16 protein-coding genes are annotated in these 19,886 nt (G+C 66.7%); 10 read left to right on the top strand and 6 right to left on the bottom strand.

Features of this window, described 5'->3' with window-relative positions; genetic code table 11:
• Positions 1 to 130: 130 nt before the first annotated feature.
• The 3 genes from ACLMAL_RS11900 to ACLMAL_RS11890 are packed head-to-tail and all read right to left on the bottom strand — an operon-like array spanning position 131 to position 2,869.
• The gene (locus ACLMAL_RS11900; protein WP_328399658.1) at positions 131 to 1,183 is read right to left on the bottom strand and encodes an ABC transporter substrate-binding protein; all 1,053 of its coding nucleotides are present in this window, start codon (positions 1,181 to 1,183) and stop codon (positions 131 to 133) included.
• A 2-nt stretch (positions 1,184 to 1,185) separates the two neighbouring features.
• Positions 1,186 to 2,073: an ABC transporter permease gene (locus ACLMAL_RS11895; protein ID WP_328399656.1), complete on the bottom strand. Its 888-nt coding sequence runs from the start codon at positions 2,071 to 2,073 to the stop codon at positions 1,186 to 1,188.
• Complete coding sequence (locus tag ACLMAL_RS11890) at positions 2,063 to 2,869, bottom strand: ABC transporter ATP-binding protein (RefSeq protein WP_328399654.1); 807 nt, start codon at positions 2,867 to 2,869, stop codon at positions 2,063 to 2,065. The genes ACLMAL_RS11895 and ACLMAL_RS11890 overlap by 11 nt, the downstream gene beginning before the upstream one ends.
• Before the next feature lie 148 nt (positions 2,870 to 3,017).
• Between ACLMAL_RS11890 and ACLMAL_RS11885 the strand changes: the two genes are divergently transcribed.
• The 5 genes from ACLMAL_RS11885 (at position 3,018) to ACLMAL_RS11865 (ending at position 8,814) form a co-directional block, all read left to right on the top strand.
• Complete coding sequence (locus ACLMAL_RS11885; protein WP_411999108.1) at positions 3,018 to 4,706, top strand: ATP-binding protein; 1,689 nt, start codon at positions 3,018 to 3,020, stop codon at positions 4,704 to 4,706.
• Complete coding sequence (locus tag ACLMAL_RS11880; RefSeq protein WP_411999107.1) at positions 4,688 to 5,359, top strand: response regulator; 672 nt, start codon at positions 4,688 to 4,690, stop codon at positions 5,357 to 5,359. Before ACLMAL_RS11885 ends, ACLMAL_RS11880 begins: the two co-directional genes overlap by 19 nt.
• 442 nt (positions 5,360 to 5,801) lie before the next feature.
• Positions 5,802 to 6,743 (top strand): tellurite resistance/C4-dicarboxylate transporter family protein, encoded by a 942-nt coding sequence (locus ACLMAL_RS11875; RefSeq protein WP_411999106.1) that lies wholly within the window; start codon positions 5,802 to 5,804, stop codon positions 6,741 to 6,743.
• 170 nt (positions 6,744 to 6,913) lie between these two features.
• Positions 6,914 to 7,975, top strand: coding sequence for a Gfo/Idh/MocA family oxidoreductase (locus tag ACLMAL_RS11870; protein ID WP_411999105.1), 1,062 nt, complete (start codon positions 6,914 to 6,916; stop codon positions 7,973 to 7,975).
• 44 nt (positions 7,976 to 8,019) lie between these two features.
• Complete coding sequence (locus tag ACLMAL_RS11865; protein ID WP_411999104.1) at positions 8,020 to 8,814, top strand: M50 family metallopeptidase; 795 nt, start codon at positions 8,020 to 8,022, stop codon at positions 8,812 to 8,814.
• Here ACLMAL_RS11865 and ACLMAL_RS11860 read toward each other — a convergent pair.
• On the bottom strand, positions 8,811 to 9,332 hold the full coding sequence (locus ACLMAL_RS11860; RefSeq protein ID WP_411999103.1) for a gluconokinase: 522 nt from the start codon (positions 9,330 to 9,332) through the stop codon (positions 8,811 to 8,813). The genes ACLMAL_RS11865 and ACLMAL_RS11860 overlap by 4 nt on opposite strands.
• A 738-nt stretch (positions 9,333 to 10,070) precedes the next feature.
• Positions 10,071 to 12,125 (bottom strand): CocE/NonD family hydrolase, encoded by a 2,055-nt coding sequence (locus tag ACLMAL_RS11855; RefSeq protein WP_411999102.1) that lies wholly within the window; start codon positions 12,123 to 12,125, stop codon positions 10,071 to 10,073.
• 218 nt (positions 12,126 to 12,343) lie between these two features.
• Between ACLMAL_RS11855 and ACLMAL_RS11850 the strand changes: the two genes are divergently transcribed.
• From ACLMAL_RS11850 to ACLMAL_RS11840, 3 genes are all read left to right on the top strand, one after another.
• A complete protein-coding gene (locus ACLMAL_RS11850; protein ID WP_411999101.1) occupies positions 12,344 to 13,228 on the top strand; it encodes a bile acid:sodium symporter family protein in 885 nt (294 codons plus the stop codon).
• A gap of 73 nt (positions 13,229 to 13,301) precedes the next feature.
• Complete coding sequence (locus tag ACLMAL_RS11845; RefSeq protein WP_411999100.1) at positions 13,302 to 15,167, top strand: protein kinase domain-containing protein; 1,866 nt, start codon at positions 13,302 to 13,304, stop codon at positions 15,165 to 15,167.
• Between the two features lie 240 nt (positions 15,168 to 15,407).
• Positions 15,408 to 16,415, top strand: coding sequence for a PQQ-dependent sugar dehydrogenase (locus ACLMAL_RS11840; RefSeq protein WP_411999099.1), 1,008 nt, complete (start codon positions 15,408 to 15,410; stop codon positions 16,413 to 16,415).
• A gap of 130 nt (positions 16,416 to 16,545) precedes the next feature.
• On the opposite strand, the gene ACLMAL_RS11835 is transcribed toward ACLMAL_RS11840, so the two are convergent.
• The gene (locus ACLMAL_RS11835; protein WP_411999098.1) at positions 16,546 to 18,363 is read right to left on the bottom strand and encodes an ABC transporter ATP-binding protein; all 1,818 of its coding nucleotides are present in this window, start codon (positions 18,361 to 18,363) and stop codon (positions 16,546 to 16,548) included.
• A gap of 84 nt (positions 18,364 to 18,447) precedes the next feature.
• Between ACLMAL_RS11835 and ACLMAL_RS11830 the strand changes: the two genes are divergently transcribed.
• Positions 18,448 to 18,906 carry a MarR family winged helix-turn-helix transcriptional regulator gene (locus ACLMAL_RS11830; protein ID WP_411999097.1) on the top strand — a complete coding sequence of 153 codons (459 nt, stop codon included), beginning with the start codon at positions 18,448 to 18,450 and terminating at the stop codon, positions 18,904 to 18,906.
• Between the two features lie 42 nt (positions 18,907 to 18,948).
• Complete coding sequence (locus ACLMAL_RS11825; RefSeq protein ID WP_411999096.1) at positions 18,949 to 19,851, top strand: dienelactone hydrolase family protein; 903 nt, start codon at positions 18,949 to 18,951, stop codon at positions 19,849 to 19,851.
• Positions 19,852 to 19,886 lie beyond the last annotated feature (35 nt).

Genomic DNA, 19,886 nt, shown 5'->3' with positions numbered 1-19,886 from the left:
GGGGCCATCGCGCGATCGGCGAAGGTCACAAGCTTGCCGGACCGACGACCAAAGCGTCGCAGGACCTGTGCCCGAGACACCGGCGGCCGGGTCCACTGGATCGCAGTAGACCCGGCCACCGGCTCGCCCGTTATTGCTGCGGTGTTCGCAGCGCCTCCTCCACGAACCGTGTCGTGTAGGTGTCCGACAGCTTGATCCGGTCGCGCATCGGTCGCACGTTCGTCGAGTACTTGCCGAGGATGTTCAGGACATTCTGGGCGCCTTCGGGTTTCATCAACCCGTTGCCGTTGAACATGCCGATCGAGTCAGCGATCGACTGGACGTAGAGATCCTTGCCCGCCGACGCGTATTGCGGCGGCATCTTGTCGGCGATCTCCAGCGGAGTGTGCGTCTCGATCCACTGCAGCGTCTGCACGAACGCAGCCGCGAGCTTGCGCACGATGTCCGGGTGCGCGTCGACGGTGTCGCACCGCATGTACAGCGACGACGCTGGGTACAGGCCGCCGAGCGCGGCACGGGTGCCCGCCTCGGTCCGCATGTCCACCAGAATCTTCGCCTCGCCCGAATTCACCATCTGCGCGACGGTCGGATCGGTGGTCATGCCCGCGTCGATGCCGTTATGGTTCATGCCCGCGATGAACGTCTGCCCCGCACCGGCTCGCACCCGGGTGTAATCGGCGGTGGTCATGCCCTCCTTCCCGGTGAGCGCCTGGGTCAGGAAGTCCGTCGACGAGCCGAGCGATGTCACGCCCAGGTTCTTGCCGCGCAGATCGGCCGCGGAGGTGATAGTCGCGGCATCCTGCGCGGACACCAGCTCTACTTCACCCGGCACATCGGCGAACTGCACAACCGAGGTAAGGCACTGTTCCTTGGCCTGCAGGTCGATGGTGTGGTCGTAGAACCCGACAACAGCCTGCACATCGCCGGTGAGCAGCGCGGTTTCCGCAGACGCACCGGACTGTTCGCCGAGCAGCTTCACGTCGATGTCGTTCTTCTCGAAGAAGCCGAGGCGCTGGGTCAGCATGGCGGGCAGATAGATCACCTTCTCCAGCCCGCCGACCATGATGGTGATCTGCGGGCGGCCGTCGACCATCGGAATGGTGCGGGAGTCCCGACAGCCGGTCGCCAGCAGCAGCGCCGCGATCACCCCGACGACGACCGTCAGATGCTTGTAATACCTCATCCTCAGATCCCGTGGTTCGAGGTCGCCTGCGAGGGACGCCATTTCAGCAATCGGTTCTCCGCGAGACCGATCCCCCATTCCGCGATCAGCGCGATCACGGTGATGATGATCATGCCCGCATAGATGCCCGCGGAATCGAAGGTGCCCTGCGCATTGCTGATCAGCAGACCCAAACCCTTACTGGATCCGGCATATTCACCGACCACCGCACCGATCAGCGCAAAGCCGAAGGCCGTGTGCAGGCTCGACAGGATCCACGTCGTCGCACTGGGCAGCACGATCGAGCTCAGCACCTGACGACGGCTCGCGCCCAGAATGCGGGCATTGTTGATGACATTGCCGTCGACTTCCCGCGCGCCGGTGAAGGCGTTGAAGAAGACCGCGAAGAACACCAGCACCACCACGGTCGCGACCTTCGAGCTGAGCCCGAGACCGAACCAGATGATGAACAACGACGCCAGCACGATACGCGGAACGGCGTTGAGCGCTTTGATGAACGGGGCGAGCACCTCCGCCCAGTACTTGCTGCGGCCGAGCAGCACGCCGAGCACGACGCCCGCGACGGTGCCGATCACGAAGCCGAGCACCGCCTCCTGCACGGTGGTGTAGATCTGCAGCCAGATAGATCCGAATTGCGTTCCCTCGGTGAACCATTCGACAAGGCGTTCCCAGATCGCCGAGGGCTTCGAATAGAAGAACGGGTCGATCCACAGCGTGGCGGTGAGCTCCCACGCGCCGAGCCAGATCACGACGAGCGCGGCGCGCAGACCCCAGGTGCGCAGCCGCGCGCGGCGGGCGTTGCCGCGCACCCGGTCGAGAATCTGCTGCTCGGTTTCGATCTCGACCTCGGGCGCCGATGCGGCCACCTCGGTCAGGACGTTATGCGACACGGGAGGCTCCCTTACCTCGGGCTGCCTCGACCTGATCGCGCAGCGTTTCCCAGATTTCCTTGTAGATGTCGCGGAACTCCGTGGTGAGCCGCACCTCCTCGACGCTGCGCGGGCGCTCCAGGCCCACGGTGAAGTCGCCGCAGACCGTCGCCGGGCTCGCGGTCATCACGACCACCCGGTCGGCAAGCACGATCGCTTCCTCCAGATCGTGGGTGACGAAGATGACCGCAGCGCCGGTGCCCGCCCAGACCCGCAGCAGTTCGTCCTGCATCAGCTGCCGCGTCTGCACGTCCAACGCGCTGAACGGCTCGTCCATCAGCAGGATCTCGGGATCGGTGACCAGCGTCTGCGCCAGCGCGACGCGCTTGCGCATGCCACCGGAAAGCTGGTGGGGGTAGTAGCCCTCGAAGCCGGCCAGGCCGACCGTGCGCACCCAGGTCGCGGCCTTCTCGCGGGCCTCGGACTTCGAGGCACCGCGCAGCCGGGGGCCGAACGCGACGTTGTCCAGGACGCTCTTCCACGGCAGCACTGCGTCCTGCTGGAACATGTAGCCGACGCCGCTGGGGATGCCGTCGACATCCTTGCCGCGCACCAGGGTCCGCCCCGCCGAGGCGGGTTCCAACCCCGACACCAGCGACAGCGTGGTGGATTTTCCGCACCCCGTCGGCCCGACGACAGCGACGAATTCGCCGGGTCGCACCGTGAGATTCAGATTCCGGACGGCGGTGTGGATGCCGCCGCCGGTGCCGGGGAAACGCTTCGTCGCGCTCCGCAGCTCGATCAGTGGTTCGGTCATTCTCTTTGCTCCTACTGAATCAGGTAGAGCGAAAGTTACGTGGTCCGGGTCACACATCGGAGCTTGTGCGCACAACCGGTGCAAACTCCCCGATTCGCAGGTTGTGCGCATTCTGCTCACGCGCATCGAGGTGCATTATGCTGCGGAAATGGCCAATGAAGGCACACCGGCCGTCCGGTTGCGCACCCAGGTTCTGCTGCTGCAGATCGTGGTCGTCACCCTGACCCTCGGTGTCGCCTTCGCGGTGTTCGGCTACGTCAGCGATCAACGACTGCGCGATGCGTACGGCCAGCGCGCGCTCGCCATCGCACGCACCGTGGCCGCCGACCCCGCGGTCCGAGGCGAGGTCGCGCAGTACACGGCAGGCACCGTCGCCCCCGACCTCGAACAGCGGCAGCAACTCGCCGCGGGACCGTTGGAGCGGGTCGCGGTCGACACGACCCAGCGCACCGGCGCGCTGTTCGTGGTGATCACCGACGAGGCGGGCATCCGACTGGCACACCCGGACCAAGCACGGCTGGCCGAACATGTCAGCACCGACCCGTCGGAAGCCTTGTCCGGCCGCGAAATCATCGTCGAGGAGCGCGGCACGCTCGGCGACTCGATGCGCGCGAAAGTGCCTGTGGTAGCGCCGGATTCCGACCGGGTGGTCGGCCAGGTCAGTGTCGGTATCTCGACCGCAGCGATCCGTGGGCAGCTACTCGACGATCTGCGCACCGCCGCGCTGCTCATCGGCGCGGCGCTGATAGTCGGCATCCTCGGCTCGGCCATGCTGGCCCGCAGGTGGCGCGGGCTCACGCTCGGACTCGAACCGGCCGAACTCGCCGAACTGGTGCGCAGCCAGGCGGCGGTGTTGCACGGCATCGGCGCAGGCGTGCTCGCGGTGGACTCGTCGTGGCGTACGACGTTCGTCAACGACGAGGCACGCAGGCTGCTCGACATCGATACCGGCATCGGTCGGCCGGTCGACGAGATCGGTTTGACCCCAAGGGTTCTCGAAGTGTTTCGGTCGCTCGACGAGCAGCCGACCCCGGCCACCGTCGGCTCGCACATCGTGGTCGTCTCGGCGCGGCCGGTCAGCCGCGACGGCCGCGATCTCGGTGCGGTGCTCACCGTGCGCGACCGCACCGATGTGGAATCGCTGACCCGCCAACTCGATGCGGTGCAGTCGATGAGCACCGTGCTACGCGCCCAACGCCACGAGTTCTCCAACAAGATGCACCTGCTCAGCGGCCTATTGCACGGCAGGCGCACCGAGGAGGCCTCGCATGTCATCGACGAGCTGATCGGCGCGGGCCCGCTCGGTGCGGCCACGCCGGGTATCGACGCTATTCACGATGCATACCTGCAGGCGTTCCTGGCAGCGAAGGCCGCACACTCGCGCGAAAGCGGCGTCGAACTGGTCCTCGGCCCGAACACCTGGGTGGCGGGCAATCTCGCCGATCCCGTCGACGTAACGACCGTGCTCGGCAATCTGCTCGACAATGCGATCGAGGCGGCTCGCATATCGGACAACCCGATGAAACAGGTGGAAGTCGAACTGGTGCAGGAGGATTCGACGCTGCACATCGTCGTCGCCGACAGTGGGGACGGCATTGCCACCGGCGTGATCAACAGCCTGTTCACCGAGGGCGCCTCCACCCGCGACGATCGCGGCGTACCCGGCGGGCGCGGCGTCGGCCTCGCCTTGATCCGCCAGATCGCGCGCGCCCACGGCGGCGACGTTCGCCTGGCCAGCGCGCACGGTGACAACGCGCCGCTGCTCGGCGCCGAGTTCATCGCCCGAATTCCCGGAGTACTCGTAGACAGCGAGATGCCATGGCCGCAACAAATCTGACCGTCCTGGTGGTCGACGACGATTTCCGCGTGGCGAACCTGCACGCCGGAATCGTCGAATCCATCGCGGGTTTCACGGTCGCGGGCACCGCCAACACACTGGCGACCGCGCGGGAACTGCTCGCCGCACACACTGTCGACCTCGCGTTGGTCGATGTGTACCTGCCCGACGGTTCCGGCATCGACTTGGTCCGTGAACTGCACTGCGACAGCATGGTGCTAACAGCGGCCACCGAAAGCGTCAGTGTCCGAGCCGCATTGGCCGCAGGCGCACTCGCCTATCTCATCAAACCTTTCCCGCACACCGTTCTCGCGGCCCGGCTGGCAGGCTACGCCCGCTACCGCCGCACCCTGGCCACACCCCAGGTCGACAACGCGAGTATCGAGGAAGCTGTCCAGGCACTGCGCCCTGCCCCGGCACCCGCGTTGCCAACCACCGTCGCCTCCCCCACCAAAGACCTTGTCCTGCACACGATCCTCGAAGCGACAGCCCCGTTGTCCGCAGGCGAGGTCGCCACCGCCATCGGCATCTCCCGCGCCACCGCGCAACGCTATCTCGCCAACCTGGTCGGCACCGGCACAGTCCAGATGCGTCTGCGGTACGGCACCACCGGGCGCCCTGAGCAGGAGTATTCGGCCACGCCTCGTGGGTGACCACGAGCTGGCGAGTCGGTTGATCTACGCAGCATGGGGCACATCACCGTCCACCCCACCACTCCCAGCGACCTCGCCACCCGCTTCGCCGCCTGGATCGACGACGCCCTCCAACGCCTCAACGACGAAGCAAACGCCACCTGGTGACCACCAGACCGTAAACCTGCCCGCGCCGAATTGCTCCTCTGAACCGGATAATTCCTAGCCGCACCCCGTCGTGATACCGAGGGTTTGCCCAGCGCTGGTTTACCGTGCAGTACCGGGCGCTATGGGAGCCGCACCGGGCTTTCCCTTTCGGAGCTCGGGTGCGAGGTGTTGGCTTTCAGCGTGCCGACTCTCCCTATCGAAAACCCACCGGCACGGCATTTCGCAGCCGCCACGCCGAAAGTCGATTGCTGGCGGGTTGCTTGACCGAGGTGCCGTCTCGAGCTGTGATAGCCAGGTGGCGCAACGATGGTGGCAGGACCTACCGCCTGCGGCGGGCTCGTTTGTCATGGCCACCGGAATCGTGTCGGTCGGGCTGTCTCTTACCAGTTTCGAAGTCGCCTCTTGGATCGTGCTCGCCCTCGCGGCGGCGGTCTGGGTCCTGCTCGCGATCGACTTCGCGACCCGACTGCTATGGCACCGAGCCAGTTGGGAAGCCGAGGCCGATACCCCGCTCGCGTTGACCGCCGTCGCAGCCACCACCGTGCTCGGCGCCCGTGTTTCAATGCTCGGCTGGCACGCCACTGCGGCGGTCATGCTTGTGCTTGCGGCGGCGGTCTGGCCGGTGCTGATGGTGGTGGTGCTGCGGCATTGGAAGCGGCGGATGCCGGGTGCTGCGTTCCTGGTCTCCGTGGCAACCCAGGGATTGGCGGTCCTGACGAGCACGCTGGCACTGGTGGGCGAGGTCGATCGGCTGGCGATGGTGGCGCTCGTACTGTTCTGTCTCGGTCTTGTGCTCTACATCGCGGCGTTCCTCCGGTTCGATCTGGAGCAGGTCTCGACCGGCCCCGGTGATCAGTGGGTGGCCACCGGAGCATTGGCGATCTCGGCGCTGGCCGCATCGAAACTCGTTGCCTCCCATCACTGGACCGGCGCCGCACATAGTGCACTGCGGGTGACCGCACTGCTCGTGCTCGGCCTCAACCTGCTCTTCTACACAGTTCTCATGGTCACCGAGGTTATCCGTCCACGCCCCGGATACGACATCCGTCGCTGGGCGACGGTATTCCCACTCGGAATGACAGCGGTCGCCGGCTATTCCACCGGCACCGCCATCGATATGTCCGGCCTGCAGACCCTCGGTAAGTTGCTGCTGGTGGTAGCTGTCGGCGCGTGGCTGTTCACCTTCGCCGTGTTGCTTACGGACCGAACAACATTCGATGTCGACCCCGTCCGCTGACCCTCGACCACGGCAACCAACGGGATGGGCGGGCACTTGCCGGTGTCGTCATCCTCGCAATCGGCGACGTGTCGTATTGCGGAACGACGGGCTGCTGCTTTGCGCTGCCCGGGTGGCCGGGCGCGTGCTGTTACACGGCCGCGACCGGGCCGGGCGGTAGCGTCTGAGGGGTGAGCAGTCTCGAGGTCGCGATCATCGGGTACGGGCTGGCGGGATCGGTGTTCCACGCACCACTCATCGCCGCCGAGCCACGCATGCGGGTAGCGGTGGTGGTCACCGGGTCCGCCGAACGCGCAGCGCAGGCGCGGCGGGAGCATCCCGGTGTGCGGGTCGTCGCCGACGCCGACGAACTGTTCGGCGACACCACCGGACTCGACCTTGTCGTCGTCGCGACGCCCAATCGGACCCATGCGCCGCTGGCACGACGCGCACTGGACGCGGGCCTGCCGGTGGTCGTCGACAAGCCTTTCGCGGTGACCGTTGCCGAGGCCGAGGGCCTCGTGGCGGCCGCGGAACGAGCCGGCCTGGCATTGTCGGTGTTCCAGAACCGTCGCTGGGACGGCGACTTCCTGACCGTGCGCGAACTCGACACCAACGGCAGGCTCGGCGACGTACGGCGCTTCGAGTCCCGGTTCGAGCGATGGCGGCCGGTACCCAAGGGCGGCTGGCGTGAGGTCGGTAGCGCCGACGAGGGCGCGGGGCTGCTGTTCGATCTCGGCAGCCACCTCGTCGACCAGGCATTGACGCTGTTCGGACCGGTGCGCACGGTGTACTGCGAGCTGGATCGCCGGCGGGCCGGGATCAAGACCGACGACGATGCATTCCTCGCCCTCACCCACGAGTCGGGTGTTCGGTCCCAGCTGTGGATGAGCGCGGTGGCCCCGCAGCTCGGTCCGCGGTTCCGGGTGCTCGGTTCGGCTGCGGGTTATGTCACCTATGGCTTGGATCCACAGGAGGAAGCGCTGCGCGCGGGCCGTCGCCCCGATGCCGGCGACCGACGGTGGGGCGCAGTCGAACCCGAGCGATACGGACAGCTCGGCGCGGACCCCGACACCGTGCCCTACCCGACCGTCGCGGGCGACTACCCCGCCTTCTACTCCGCGATGGCCGCCGCACTGCTCGATGGAGCGCCTATCCCGGTCGACCCACGTGACGCAGTCGCCACGCTGCGCATCCTGGAAGCGGCGCGGCGATCGGCCGAGCACGGCGAGACGGTGACCGCGTTCGACTGAAACTGCGACGGGCGCGACCAGGTTTCGACGGATACAGTGCGGCGGTGAGCAGAGCGGAATTCGTCGAACGCGGCACGTCGATCGTGGATCGGCTGACCACAACGCAGGTGGCGCCGCCATGGTGGTTGGTTGTCGGGACCGGGGTAGCAGCGCTTTTTCTGGTCGGATATGGACCGGTCTGGCGGCTGACCCGCAACGTCGTCACCATCGCGCACGAGGGCGGCCACGCGTTGTTCGCACTATTGACCGGCCGCAGGCTCAACAGCATCACACTGCATTCGGACACTTCGGGTTTGACGGTGTCGAGTGGAAAGCCCTACGGCCTCGGCATGATTCTCACCGCCATGGCGGGATATCCGGCGCCGCCGCTGCTCGGCCTCGGTTTCGCGGCGCTACTGGGGGCCGAACGGATCACGCTGATGCTGTGGACCGCCATCGCCCTGCTCGTCGCAGTGCTGATCAAGGTCCGCAATATCTATGGCCTGCTGACGGTGTTCGGCTTGGGCGCCATCGTTTTTGCCGTGTCCTGGTTCGGAACCGACACACTCCAAGCGGGTTTCGCGTATCTCGGCGCGTGGTTCCTGCTGCTTGCGGGGACCAGACCGGTGATCGAGTTGCAGCGCGGCCGACGGCGGCGCTGGAACAATCCGGGCGGCACCGACTCCGACGCCGATCAGCTGGCCCGGCTCACCCACCTGCCCGGCCTGCTGTGGGTGCTGGTGTTCGGTGCGATCGCGGTCGCGGCGCTGGTCGTCGGCGGCGGACTGTTGCTCGCCGATGCGACCGGGATCTGCATTCCCAACCTGTCCGACGGCATCTGCCCCGCGCCGACCGGCTAGGTGTTCGGCCGGGTTTCCCACGCCGCGATGGCCTCCCGCACCAACTCCGCCGGTGCGCGGGTCGCATCCACTGTGATGCCCCGCTCGTCGGCGGATAACTGTTCCAATGCCGCCAACTGTGAATCGAGCAGACTCGACGGCATGAAATGACCACGCCGCGCCGCCATCCGCTGCGCGAGTTCGTCGCGCGACGCGGCGAGATGCACGAAGAACGTCTCGGGTGCGACCACCCGCAATCGGCCCCGATAACTGCGCTTCAGCGCCGAACAGCTGACCACCCCGCCGTGTCCCTGCCGCTGCCCCAACCACCCGGCGACGATATCGAGCCACGGCGCCCTATCCGCGTCCGTCAGCGGCACCCCCGCCGCCATCTTCGCGATGTTCTCGACCGGATGAAAGTCGTCCCCTTCGGCATATTCGACATGCAACGCCTCGGCGAGCAACCTGCCGACCGTCGACTTCCCGCACCCGGAAACACCCATCACCACAACGACCGGCACCGTGACCTCCTCGGTCATACCGCCTCCTCAGCTGCCATCGGCCCGGTCCGTTCTCGGTCTCGGCTGTCGCCGAGTCACACACTAACCGGGTATGCACGCCGAACTGGGCCTCCAGCGGCTCGGGCCGGCCCAATGCAGTGGGATCAGCGCCCGATCGGTCGGTGCCCGGTGGGAGTCATCGGTGACGCGACGATCGGACACGGTCGGCATGGCGGCTGGTCGCGCCGCGGCTCACCGATCAATTCCCAGCGGCCTGCCCTACGGTGCACACGAGAATTACGCCGGCTGGACTCCCCTCCACATGGCCCAGCCGACGAAATGCTCGTTCCCGCTCGTGGTCTCGGATCCGGTGCCGAGTGGATTCGGCGGTGCGAACCCATGACCGAACAGTAGGAACCGGACACCGCCGTTGCTAACGCGACATCGCACGCTGAGCCCATAAAGGCAGGTAGACCACTCGGAGCGGATATTCCGGACCGGAACGTCCAGGGTCGCTGTTCGCAATGTGACACAGCTCGACGAGCCGTCGCGCGAACAGCGTCCTCGGTGACACAACGATTCGCAATTGCTCTGCCGACTCGACCGCACGCGCCGCCCGGCCATCATGCCCGGGCGCGTCGGATCCGGCCAAGCAGTCGGTAGTCGCCCTGTCGAGTCCATCGCTTTCACCCGCAGCCGGCTCCAGATCTTCGATCCGGACGGTCTCGGCTACCTCGAACTGATTGCTGCGCAGTGATATCGCTGCAAAAAAAGGATTCAGCCGATGGGCCGGCTGGACGGCAGGTTCACGAAGCTCGGCGCGGCCGGGTCGAGTCGCAGGTGCTGTGGCTTGAGTTCGGTGTTGTTGAGCAGGGGCCGGAAAGCCAGTGCCTTGGGCGAGTTTCCGGCGAAAACGTCAACGCGCAGGCGGTGACCGGGCTGCAGTACGGCCTGCGTGGGGATGACGGCGATATCCAGTGGCGTCACCTTGCCTGCCACCACCGGGTGCAAGCTATCGAGGGTGATCGGGTTGTACGGAGCGGTGTAGTCGCCGTTGGCCGAGCGTGCGCTCTTCGCCTCGTCGACGGTGCGCATCGAGGCGGTGAGCTGGCCGGTGCTCAGGACGATGGAGGCGCCCTCGGGCGTGACGTCGTTGATGGTGACGTTCCAATAGCCGTCGGTCGCGTCGTGAATCGTGTTGAGGTGCACATTGATCGGGCCGGAGATCACCGTCGGCTCGGTGACCGGGGCGCTGGTGAAGGTGAGGCCGTTTGTTTCGGCGATGTGGGAGTCCTTGGCGCAGGCGTCGAGTATCGCGCTCATGCCTGCCGAGCCCTGGGCGGTGTCGCGCGAACAGGCCGTGGTCAGTCCCGGCGCCACCGTCAGCGTGGCCTGGTCTTTCGGCTTCACGCTCGTCAGCGATCCGTCGTGCAGGCTGTCGTCGGTGCTGCCGCTCGCTGCGGCGGAGAGGTAGACGCGGCGGTGATTGACGTCATGCTGCGGGAACTGCGCCAGGGTGATCCACCCGCCGCCCTGCTGCCAGATGTTGATCGGGCCGAAATCGCTGATCCCGTGGTCGATTCCCTTGAGCCACTTGTCGAACCACACCCGCTGCATCACATCCAGTCGCGGCGGGGCGACACCGTAGCCGGTGCCCGCCCCCGGATTCGCGTGATAGGTGTCGCCGACGACGAGCTGTTTCTTGCCAGCGGGCAACGGGATGGCGTTGTAGAGCTTGGTCGCGCTGTTGGCGAAGATGTCGTGCCAGCCGCCGTAAACAAAGGTGGGCACCGTGATGCGCTCAGGATGCCCCAGGATGCCTTGCCGGAAGGGACTGTCGGCGTCCAGCGCGGCTTCCAGAGCGGGTGGGACGTCGTCGAGCGATGGCGTGAGCAGCGCCTGGACCAGTAGATCCACGTTCGTGTTCGGATCAGCGATGCGTTCGTGGAACCACTCCCAGTCGAAAGTGCCGTTGAGCATCGACTGGATGTCGGGCACCAGCTTCGTCTGGTTCACATTGTTCAGCCACAGTGGCAGGAAGGTGGTGCCGACACCGCCGCCCGGCGCGACGACATCGCGCATGAGGTCGCTGCCCGGCTCGACCGGGAATATGGCTTTCAGCTCGAGCGGGGCGTTTTCGGCCGCTCGCAACTGGTTGATGCCCGCATAGGAACCGCCGCTCATCGCGGCGTCACCGTTCGACCATGGCTGGGTCGTCGCCCAGTGGATCACCTCACGGGTGTCGAGCTGCTCACGTTCGCCCAGCGTTTCCCAGCTGCCCTGCGAGAAGCCGGTACCGCGCACGTCGGCGACCACGAGGGTGTATCCGCTGCGGATCAGGTCGTGGTCGACGCCGAGGACGGTCCTGACCGTGCCGCCATCGAGTGCATGCAGCAGGTCGCCGAATCCGCTGATCGGTGTGTCGGACAGATTGATGCGCCTGGCGAGCTCCATAGTCAGCGGCTGCAGACCGGGGAGGGCCAGCGCGGAATCGACCAAGGTGGTCAGGAGCTTGCTGTACGGGGTGAGGTTCACGATCGTCGGCAACGGCTGCTCGACGATCGAGCCGGAGGTGTCCACCGGCCGGTACACATTGGCTTTGAGCACCACTCCGTCGCTCATCCGGATCGGGACATCCCAGTCGATGTGGATCTCCGGATATTGCTGCGGACCGTCGTGCAGTGCGGTCCACTCCTCGGTATGGGTGCTGCCGGTCGCTTCCTGCGCCGCCGCGGTCCCAGCGGCACCGACGACCATCGTCGCGCCCGCGGCGACCGCGATCGCTATTCGAAACGTGTGGACGAACCGTGTCACTGCACGCCCCGACAACATGACCCTCCTCGAGCGATATGCGGTACGCCGACAAAATCAACCCAGAGTGCGAGTCAACCCTAGCAACCGGACGGCGAATAATCGGGCAGGCGCGGCCTGGTCGATTCGTCGCATTTCGCACGATTCGTCCCTATTGCCGCGTCCGCTGCCAACTCGCTTCCCGCTGCCGGAGTCGATAACGTCGACATCCGATCTAGTCCGGCAACGAGGAGATCCGAATGGGTTCAACGATTTTCGCGGTGTTCTTGCCACTTGCCCTGGCGCTGGTGATGTTCGGCCTCGGGCTGACCCTGACCATCGACGACTTCGCCCGCATCCTGCGCTATCCCAAGGCCGCCGTCGTCGCGCTGGTGTGTCAGATGGTGCTGCTCCCCGCAATCTGCCTGGGCCTGATCTACCTGTTCCGGCTCGAAGGCGCGCTGGCCGCCGGCATGATGTTGCTCGTTGCCGCGCCCGGCGGCCCGTCGGCCAATCTGTTCAGTCATATCGCGGGCGGCAATGTGGCCTTGAACATCACACTCACGGCGATCAACTCGGTCCTCGCGGTGTTCACCCTGCCGCTGGTCGTCACGCTGGCGTTCACACTGTTCATGGCCGAAGACGCGTCCATCGGGCTGCGGCCGGACAAGTTCCTCCAGGTATTCGCGATCGTGCTGGTCCCGGCCGCGATCGGCATGTGGGTACATCGCCGCTTCACCGCATGGGCCGACCGGATGCGCAAGAACGTCAAGATCGTGTCGGCCGTGGTATTGCTGCTGGTGGTCGTCGCGGCGGTAGGCCGCGAATTCGACACGCTGACCGAGAACATCGGCAAGCTCGCCGCCATCAGCCTCGTACTGTCGACGCTGAGCTTCGCCATCGGCTACACGGTGCCTCGGTTCTTCGCGATCGACGCCGACCAGGCGATCGCCTCGGCCATGGAAATCGGCATCCACAACGGTGCGCTCGCCATCGCCGTCGCGTCGACGGTCCTGCACAACAGCGCGATGGCGGTTCCGCCCGCCGTCTACGGAGTGCTGATGAACATCCCCGCCGTGATCGCGGCGTATCTGCTGGCCCGACGTGTTCGCAACACCCGTCCGGCAGAGCTCGCGTCCATGTGAGCGGACACCCCGGTCGGCAGGTGGGTAGCCTTTCGGGAGTTCGAATTCGATCCGAAGGGAAACCGAAGTCGCGATGCGACCGCTTGACATGGACGATCCGACGCGGATCGGCGACTACCGGCTGCTCGGCCTGCTCGGCTCGGGCGGGATGGGCCGGGTGTACCTCGGGCGCAGTTCGGGTGGCCGCACCGTCGCGGTGAAGGTCATCCGGCCGGATCTCATCGGCGATACGCAGTTCCGTGAGCGCTTCCGCCGCGAGGTCACCGCGGCACGGCGCGTCGGCGGGCAGTTCACCGCCGCGGTGCTCGACGCGGATGTCGACGCCGATCCGCCGTGGCTGGCAACGGGCTACGTGGCCGGATTCTCGCTGACCGAGGCGGTCGAGCAATTCGGCACGTTCACCGAGAACCCGCTGCTGGTGCTCGCGCACGGCTTGACCGAGGCGTTGATCGCGGTGCATGAGGCCGGGGTGGTGCATCGCGATCTCAAGCCGTCCAATGTGCTGCTCGCCATCGACGGCCCCAAGGTGATCGACTTCGGCATCGCCCGTGCGGTCGAGGACAGTGCGCTCACCACCACCGGAAGCGTCATCGGCTCACCGAGCTTCATGTGCCCGGAACAGGTGCTCGGCAAGCCGGTCGGTCCCGCGGGCGATGTCTTCGCACTCGGCGGTGTGCTGGTGTTCGCGGCGACCGGGCACGGGCCGTTCGGTGTCGGCGAGACGGTCCAGATGCTGTTTCGCGTGGTGTACGAGGAGCCACAGCTCGACGGCGTGCCACCGCGGCTACGCCCGTTGGTCGCGGCCTGCCTGGCCAAGGACGAGACCGCACGCCCGACGCCACAGCAGCTGCATGCCGCGCTGCTCGATCTCGGCGTCCCCCAACGCGCGGGCTGGCTGCCCGCACCGGTGCTCGAGGAAGTCAGCAGGCGCGCGGTGCAGTTGCTCGACCTGGATTCCGGCCCGGTTCGGGTACCGGAGGAGCTGCGCGGACAGGTCCCCGATCCGTCACGCTCTGCTCCGACGATCTCCCGGCAGGCGCTGAACTACTCGTCTCCGGCACAGTCCGATCCGCACGCGGCACCACCCTACGGAGCCCGTCGGCGCGGCACACCCCCATACGGTCAGCAAGGCACTCCGCCCTACGGGAGCCGGCCGCAGCCGACGGATCAGATACGGCAGCAGGGTGCGCCGTCCTACGGGGCGCAATCGCCGGATCAGACCTGGCAGGGCACCCGGTCCTACACAGCCGGGACGGACCGGCCCGTGGTCTCCGGGCAGTGGAACGAGCCGCACGCGGACCGAGCCGAACCACAGCCCATGCCGGTCCACGGCGCGCAGCGACCGACTCGTTCCGACATTGCACAGCCGCCCCGCAAGTCCGCAGGCCGTCGCGTCGGCCTGATCGCCGGTGTTCTGGTGGCCGCCGTGGCCATTGCCGTCGGCGCGTTCGTCATCGGCGGCCAGCTGAAGGACGAATCACCCGGCACGTCCGCCGCTACCGGCACCTCGGTCGCGGTCAGCACCTCCGCGCCCTCGTCCGCGCCGGAAACCACAACCTCCGCGACGTCCAGCACCACTGCCGCCGATACCCCGGGCAGCGTGCCCGCGGCGTTCGTCGGCCATTGGACCGGGTCCGCCAGGGACGTCCTCGCTTCGTTCAATATCGACTTGACCATCCAGGAAGGAAAGATCGGCGAGGAAGTAGCCAAGTCGTCGAACACCGGGTCGCTGGCCGGCCAGAAGTGCTCGCGCGCGGAACGGTTGAAAACGGCGACAGCCACCGAAATCACCTTGGTGGCGAGGCTGGTCGACAGCCCGGCCGGATGTTTGGACAACGGCTCGATCTCGACAGTGACACTCCAACCGGACGGATCACTGTCCTACAGCATGCCCGGAGTACTCGGCCCGATCACCGGGGTGCTGCGCAAGAACGGCTGACGGCGCGTCGGCCGTTGTCTGCACGGAGTCGGGCCGAACCACAGATTTCGCAAGTTCGGTCCACATAATGTTCGTGCAGGCCGGAACGGAGCCATGCAACCCTGGTTCATGGCCATCCGTAGAACTCACATCCCGGCCCGAGCACCCGGCCACGGAGCGCGCGGGCGGCTCGGCGTCGCGGCCATCACGGTTCTGGTCGCGAGTGTGATATCGGCCTGCGGTAACGGTTCCGAGCCGAATGTGTCTGCCAGCACCGCGACCGCGGTGACCGCCGGCAACCCGGCCGGTGTTCCCGACCTGACCACGGGGGAAGAAGTCGCTCGCGACATCGAAGTCCCCTGGGGGCTGGCCTTTCTGCCCGGCGGCGACGCACTGGTCACGCAGCGCAACAGCGGACAGATCCTGCGGGTGTCCCCGGGCCGGGCACTCGAGCAGGTGTACGAGGTCCCTGGTGTCGCCGCGCGGGGCGAAGGCGGCCTGCTCGGCTTGGCGGTGTCGCCGCAGTATGCCGAAAACGGTTACGTGTACGCGTATTTCACCGCCGATGCCGACAACCGGATCATCCGGTTCCGGCTCGACGGGACGCCCGAGGTGATCTTCGACGGGATCGCGAAGGCCGCTAACCACGATGGTGGCCGGATCGCGTTCGGCCCGGACGACATGTTGTACGTCGGCACCGGTGACGCTGGACAGGGCGCGCGGGCGCAGGATCCCGCGAGCCCCAATGGCAAGATTCTGCGGCTCACGCCCGATGGCGACCCCGCGCCAGGGAATCCGATCCCCGGCTCGCCGGTGTACAGCCTCGGCCATCGCAATGTGCAGGGCCTGGCCTGGGATCGCGCGGGCAGACTATTCGCCGCCGAGTTCGGGCAGCGTGCCTTCGACGAGATCAATCGGATCGAGCCGGGCCGCAATTACGGCTGGCCGCTGGTCGAGGGCATGGGCGGCGCCGACCGTGGATTCACCGACCCACAGCTCGTCTGGGTCCCATCGGAGGCGTCGCCGTCGGGCATCGCCATTGCCGCCGACACCCTCTACGTCGCAGCGCTGCGCGGTGAAAGACTGTGGACCGCAATCCTTCACGACGGCGTGGCGAGCGAGCCCGCGGCACAGCTCGAAGACTACGGCCGCTTGCGCACGGTCGATATCGCACCGGACGGCGCGCTGTGGCTCACCACGTCCAATACCGACGGACGTGGTGATATTCGCGCCGGTGACGACCGGATCATCCGCTTCCCTGCACGCTGAGCGAAGCCGCCCGCGCTGTGGAACTCGCCGAGTCCGGGACCGTCACGGGAAAGTCGTCATCGTTCCCGACCTCGACCTCGACCTCGACCTCGACCTCGACAGCATTGCGCGAGGGATCGTTCTCCTTTTCTTACGCCTTGTCGAAAACTACTGGTGTACCGAGCAATTCGAGTTCCACCTCGGACAGCTCCCGTTCGGCGTCGGACGTCGTGTCGCGGGCGAGAAGTTCGGCGTAGCGGCCGTTCGATTCCACTAGCTGCCGATGTGTTCCGCGTTCGGCGATCCGGCCGCGGTCGAGGACCACGATCTGGTCCGCGTCTCGAATGGTGGACAAGCGGTGGGCGATGGTGATGGTGGTGCGGCCTTCCGACAGGGCATCGATCGCGGTCTGGACTTCGCGTTCGGTTCGCGTGTCCAGTGCGCTGGTCGCCTCGTCCAGCACCAGAATCGGCGGATTGCGCAGGACGACCCTGGCGACCGCGAGACGCTGCTTCTCGCCGCCGGAGAACCGGTAGCCGCGCTCGCCGACCATCGTGTCGTATCCGTCGGGCAGGCTCGCGATGTGATCGTGGATCTGCGCGGCCCGCGCGGCGGCGTGCAATTCCTCGTCCGTCGCATCGGGTTTGGCGAAGCGCAGGTTGTCGGCGACCGAGGCATGGAACAGATAGGTCTCCTGGGACACCACGCCGACGGCGCCGGCTAGATCGGCGAAAGACAGGTCGCGCACATCTGTTCCGTCGATCATGACCCGGCCCGCGGTGGCATCGTACAACCGTGCGACGAGATATCCGAGGGTCGTCTTGCCGGAACCCGTCTCGCCGACCACGCCCAGGCTGGTGCCGGCAGGCACCGTGATGTCGATGTCGCTCAACACATCCCGGGTGCCGGACCCGTAAGAGAAGCCGACGTCCTCGAATCGAACCTCGCCCTCGGCTTCGGGTAGCGGCAGCGGCCGTTGCGGCTCCTCGATGTCGGGCTTCAGATCCAGATACTCGAAGATACGACCGAACAATGCCAGCGAGCTCTGCACCTCGACACCGGTGTACAGCAGCTGCACCATCGGCCGCAGCAAGCTGCTCTGCAGGGTGGTGAAGGCGACCAGCGTGCCGATCGACACCAGCGGATGCCCGGTCGCGACGGTCAGTCCGGCAGCCCAGTACACGACGGCGGGCATCGCCGACATGACGATCTGGATCGTCGACTGTCGCCAGCGACCGGCCATACCCGAGCGGATCTCCAGGTCGACGAGTCCGCGTGACTCCTTCGCGAAGTTGTCGATCAGCGCGGGCGAACGTCCCATGGTGCGTCCGAGCAGAATGCCGCTCACCGAGAGCGATTCCTCCACGATCGCCGACATGCCCGCGAGCTTCTGCTGTCGCTGCGCGGTGATCTTCCTGCGCTCGTTGCCGACACGGCGACTCACCCAGACAAAGAACGGCAGCATGATCAGCGACACCGCGGTCAGCCGCCAGTCGAGCGCGATCATGGCGATGATCGCGGCGACGACAGTGGTGAAGTTGGAGACCAGCGAGGTTGCGGTCGAGGTGACCGTCGACTGCATGCCGCCGATGTCGTTGGCGATCCTGGATTGCACCTCGCCGGTACGGGTCGCGGTAAAGAAGGACAGCGGCATGCGCTGCAGCCGGGCATACACCGCGGACCGCAGATCGTGCATAACGTGCTGTCCGACGGCGGTGGAGATATAGGTCTGGAGCACGCCGAAAACGCTGGTCGTCGCCGCCACCGCGACCATGCCTGCGGCCAGCAGGGTCAGCAGGCCGGTGCGGCCGTTGGGCAGCGCCTCATCGAGAACTCCACGCAGCATGAACGGCGAGGCGAGCGAGACGATGGACGACAGGCCGACCAGCGCGGCGACCAACGCTAAACGGGTCCGATAGGGCCGGAACAGTCGGACGATCCGACCGAGCTGAGAGGGTGGGGGCTGCATACGCGCCTCCTTTCGTGGAAACTACCCATAGAACTGAGCATGGCTCACAATTATTCCATTGAACAATGAGCTATGCTCAGCTTCGTGGATACCGCTCCCGAGAGTGACCTGCCCGAGCTCTTCCTGCGTGCCGCCAAGCGCATCCGCCGCAACCAGTCGGCCCGCCTCGCACCGCTCGGTCTGACCCCAGCCCAAGCCCGGGCGCTGCGCATCATCGCCCGCCACAGCGAGCCGCTACGGATGGCCGGGCTCGCCGAACGGCTCGATATCGTCCCTCGCTCGGCCACCACGGTCGTCGACGCCCTCGAATCCGCCGGCCTTGTCGCCCGCGCCCCCGACCCGTCCAACCGACGGTCCACCCTGGTCACCCTCACCGACGCCGGCCGCGCCGCCCTGTCCCGGATGTCCGCGGCCCGCCGCGCGGCCGCCGAAGAACTGTTCTCCGCGCTCTCCCCCGACGAACGCGAAACCCTCCGCCACCTGCTGGCCGCCCTCGACGCGGGCGATCACTGCCAGCCGGCCGGTGCTGCCGAACGATCGTAGAAAGACCCCCGGGCATGCGGACTTCGGTCCTAGGCTTTGTCCATGACGCCGCTGCAGCGCTATATCGTCGAAGAAATCGCTGCCGACCATGCCGACGGGTTGCTGACCCGCCGCGAGGCGCTGCGCAGGCTCGGACTACTCGGGGTGGGCACGACCACCGCGGCCACGTTGCTTGCCGGGTGTTCGAACGATGGCCGGCCTGCCGATCGGGTGCCATCGACGAGCGGTTCGGCCGCACCGACGCCGCCGGGGATGAGCACCGCGGTACCCACCACAACTGTGACATTTTCCGGCCCCGACGGTCGCGAGTTACAGGGCGCTTGGGCGGCGGCGGCACGGCCACGCGGCACGGTACTCGTCATCCATGAGAACAAGGGCCTCACCGACCACATACGTTCGGTGGCAGGACGATTCGCAGGCGTCGGATATTCCGCGCTCGCCGTCGACCTGCTCTCCGAGGCGGGCGGCACCGCCACCTTCACCGACCCGGCCGCCGCCACCGCCGCACTCAGCGAGATCCCGCAGGACCAGTTGGTCGCCGACCTGCGTGTCGGGATCGACGAACTCGAACGGCGAGCGCCGGGTAAGAAAATCGGCGCCACCGGCTTCTGCTTCGGCGGCGGCCTGGTGTGGTTGCTACTGACGTCCGGCACCCCGAAGCTGGCCGCGGCCACCCCGTTCTACGGACCCTTCCCGGACGACGGGGACCTCTCCGGGTCGAAGGCTGCGGTGCTGGCCGTCTACGCCGCGCTCGACGCCCGCATCGACGCGTCACGGCCCGGCGCAGAAGCGGCGCTACACCGCGCTGACCTGCCTTTCGAGGTGTTCGTGGCACCGGATGCCGATCACGCATTCTTCAACGACACCGGCCCGAGGTACAACCCGACTGCGGCGAACGAGGCTTGGCGGCGGGTGGTGGATTGGTACGCAGCGTGGCTCGGATGAGACGGCTAAGTGGTCGGCGCCTGGGTGGTAGACGT

Origin of the sequence: Nocardia sp. CWNU-33, assembly GCF_046764895.1 — a bacterium.
Lineage (GTDB): Bacteria > Actinomycetota > Actinomycetes > Mycobacteriales > Mycobacteriaceae > Nocardia.
The sequence above is the reverse complement of the archived record's forward strand: the minus strand, read 5'-3'. Positions and strand labels throughout refer to the sequence as shown.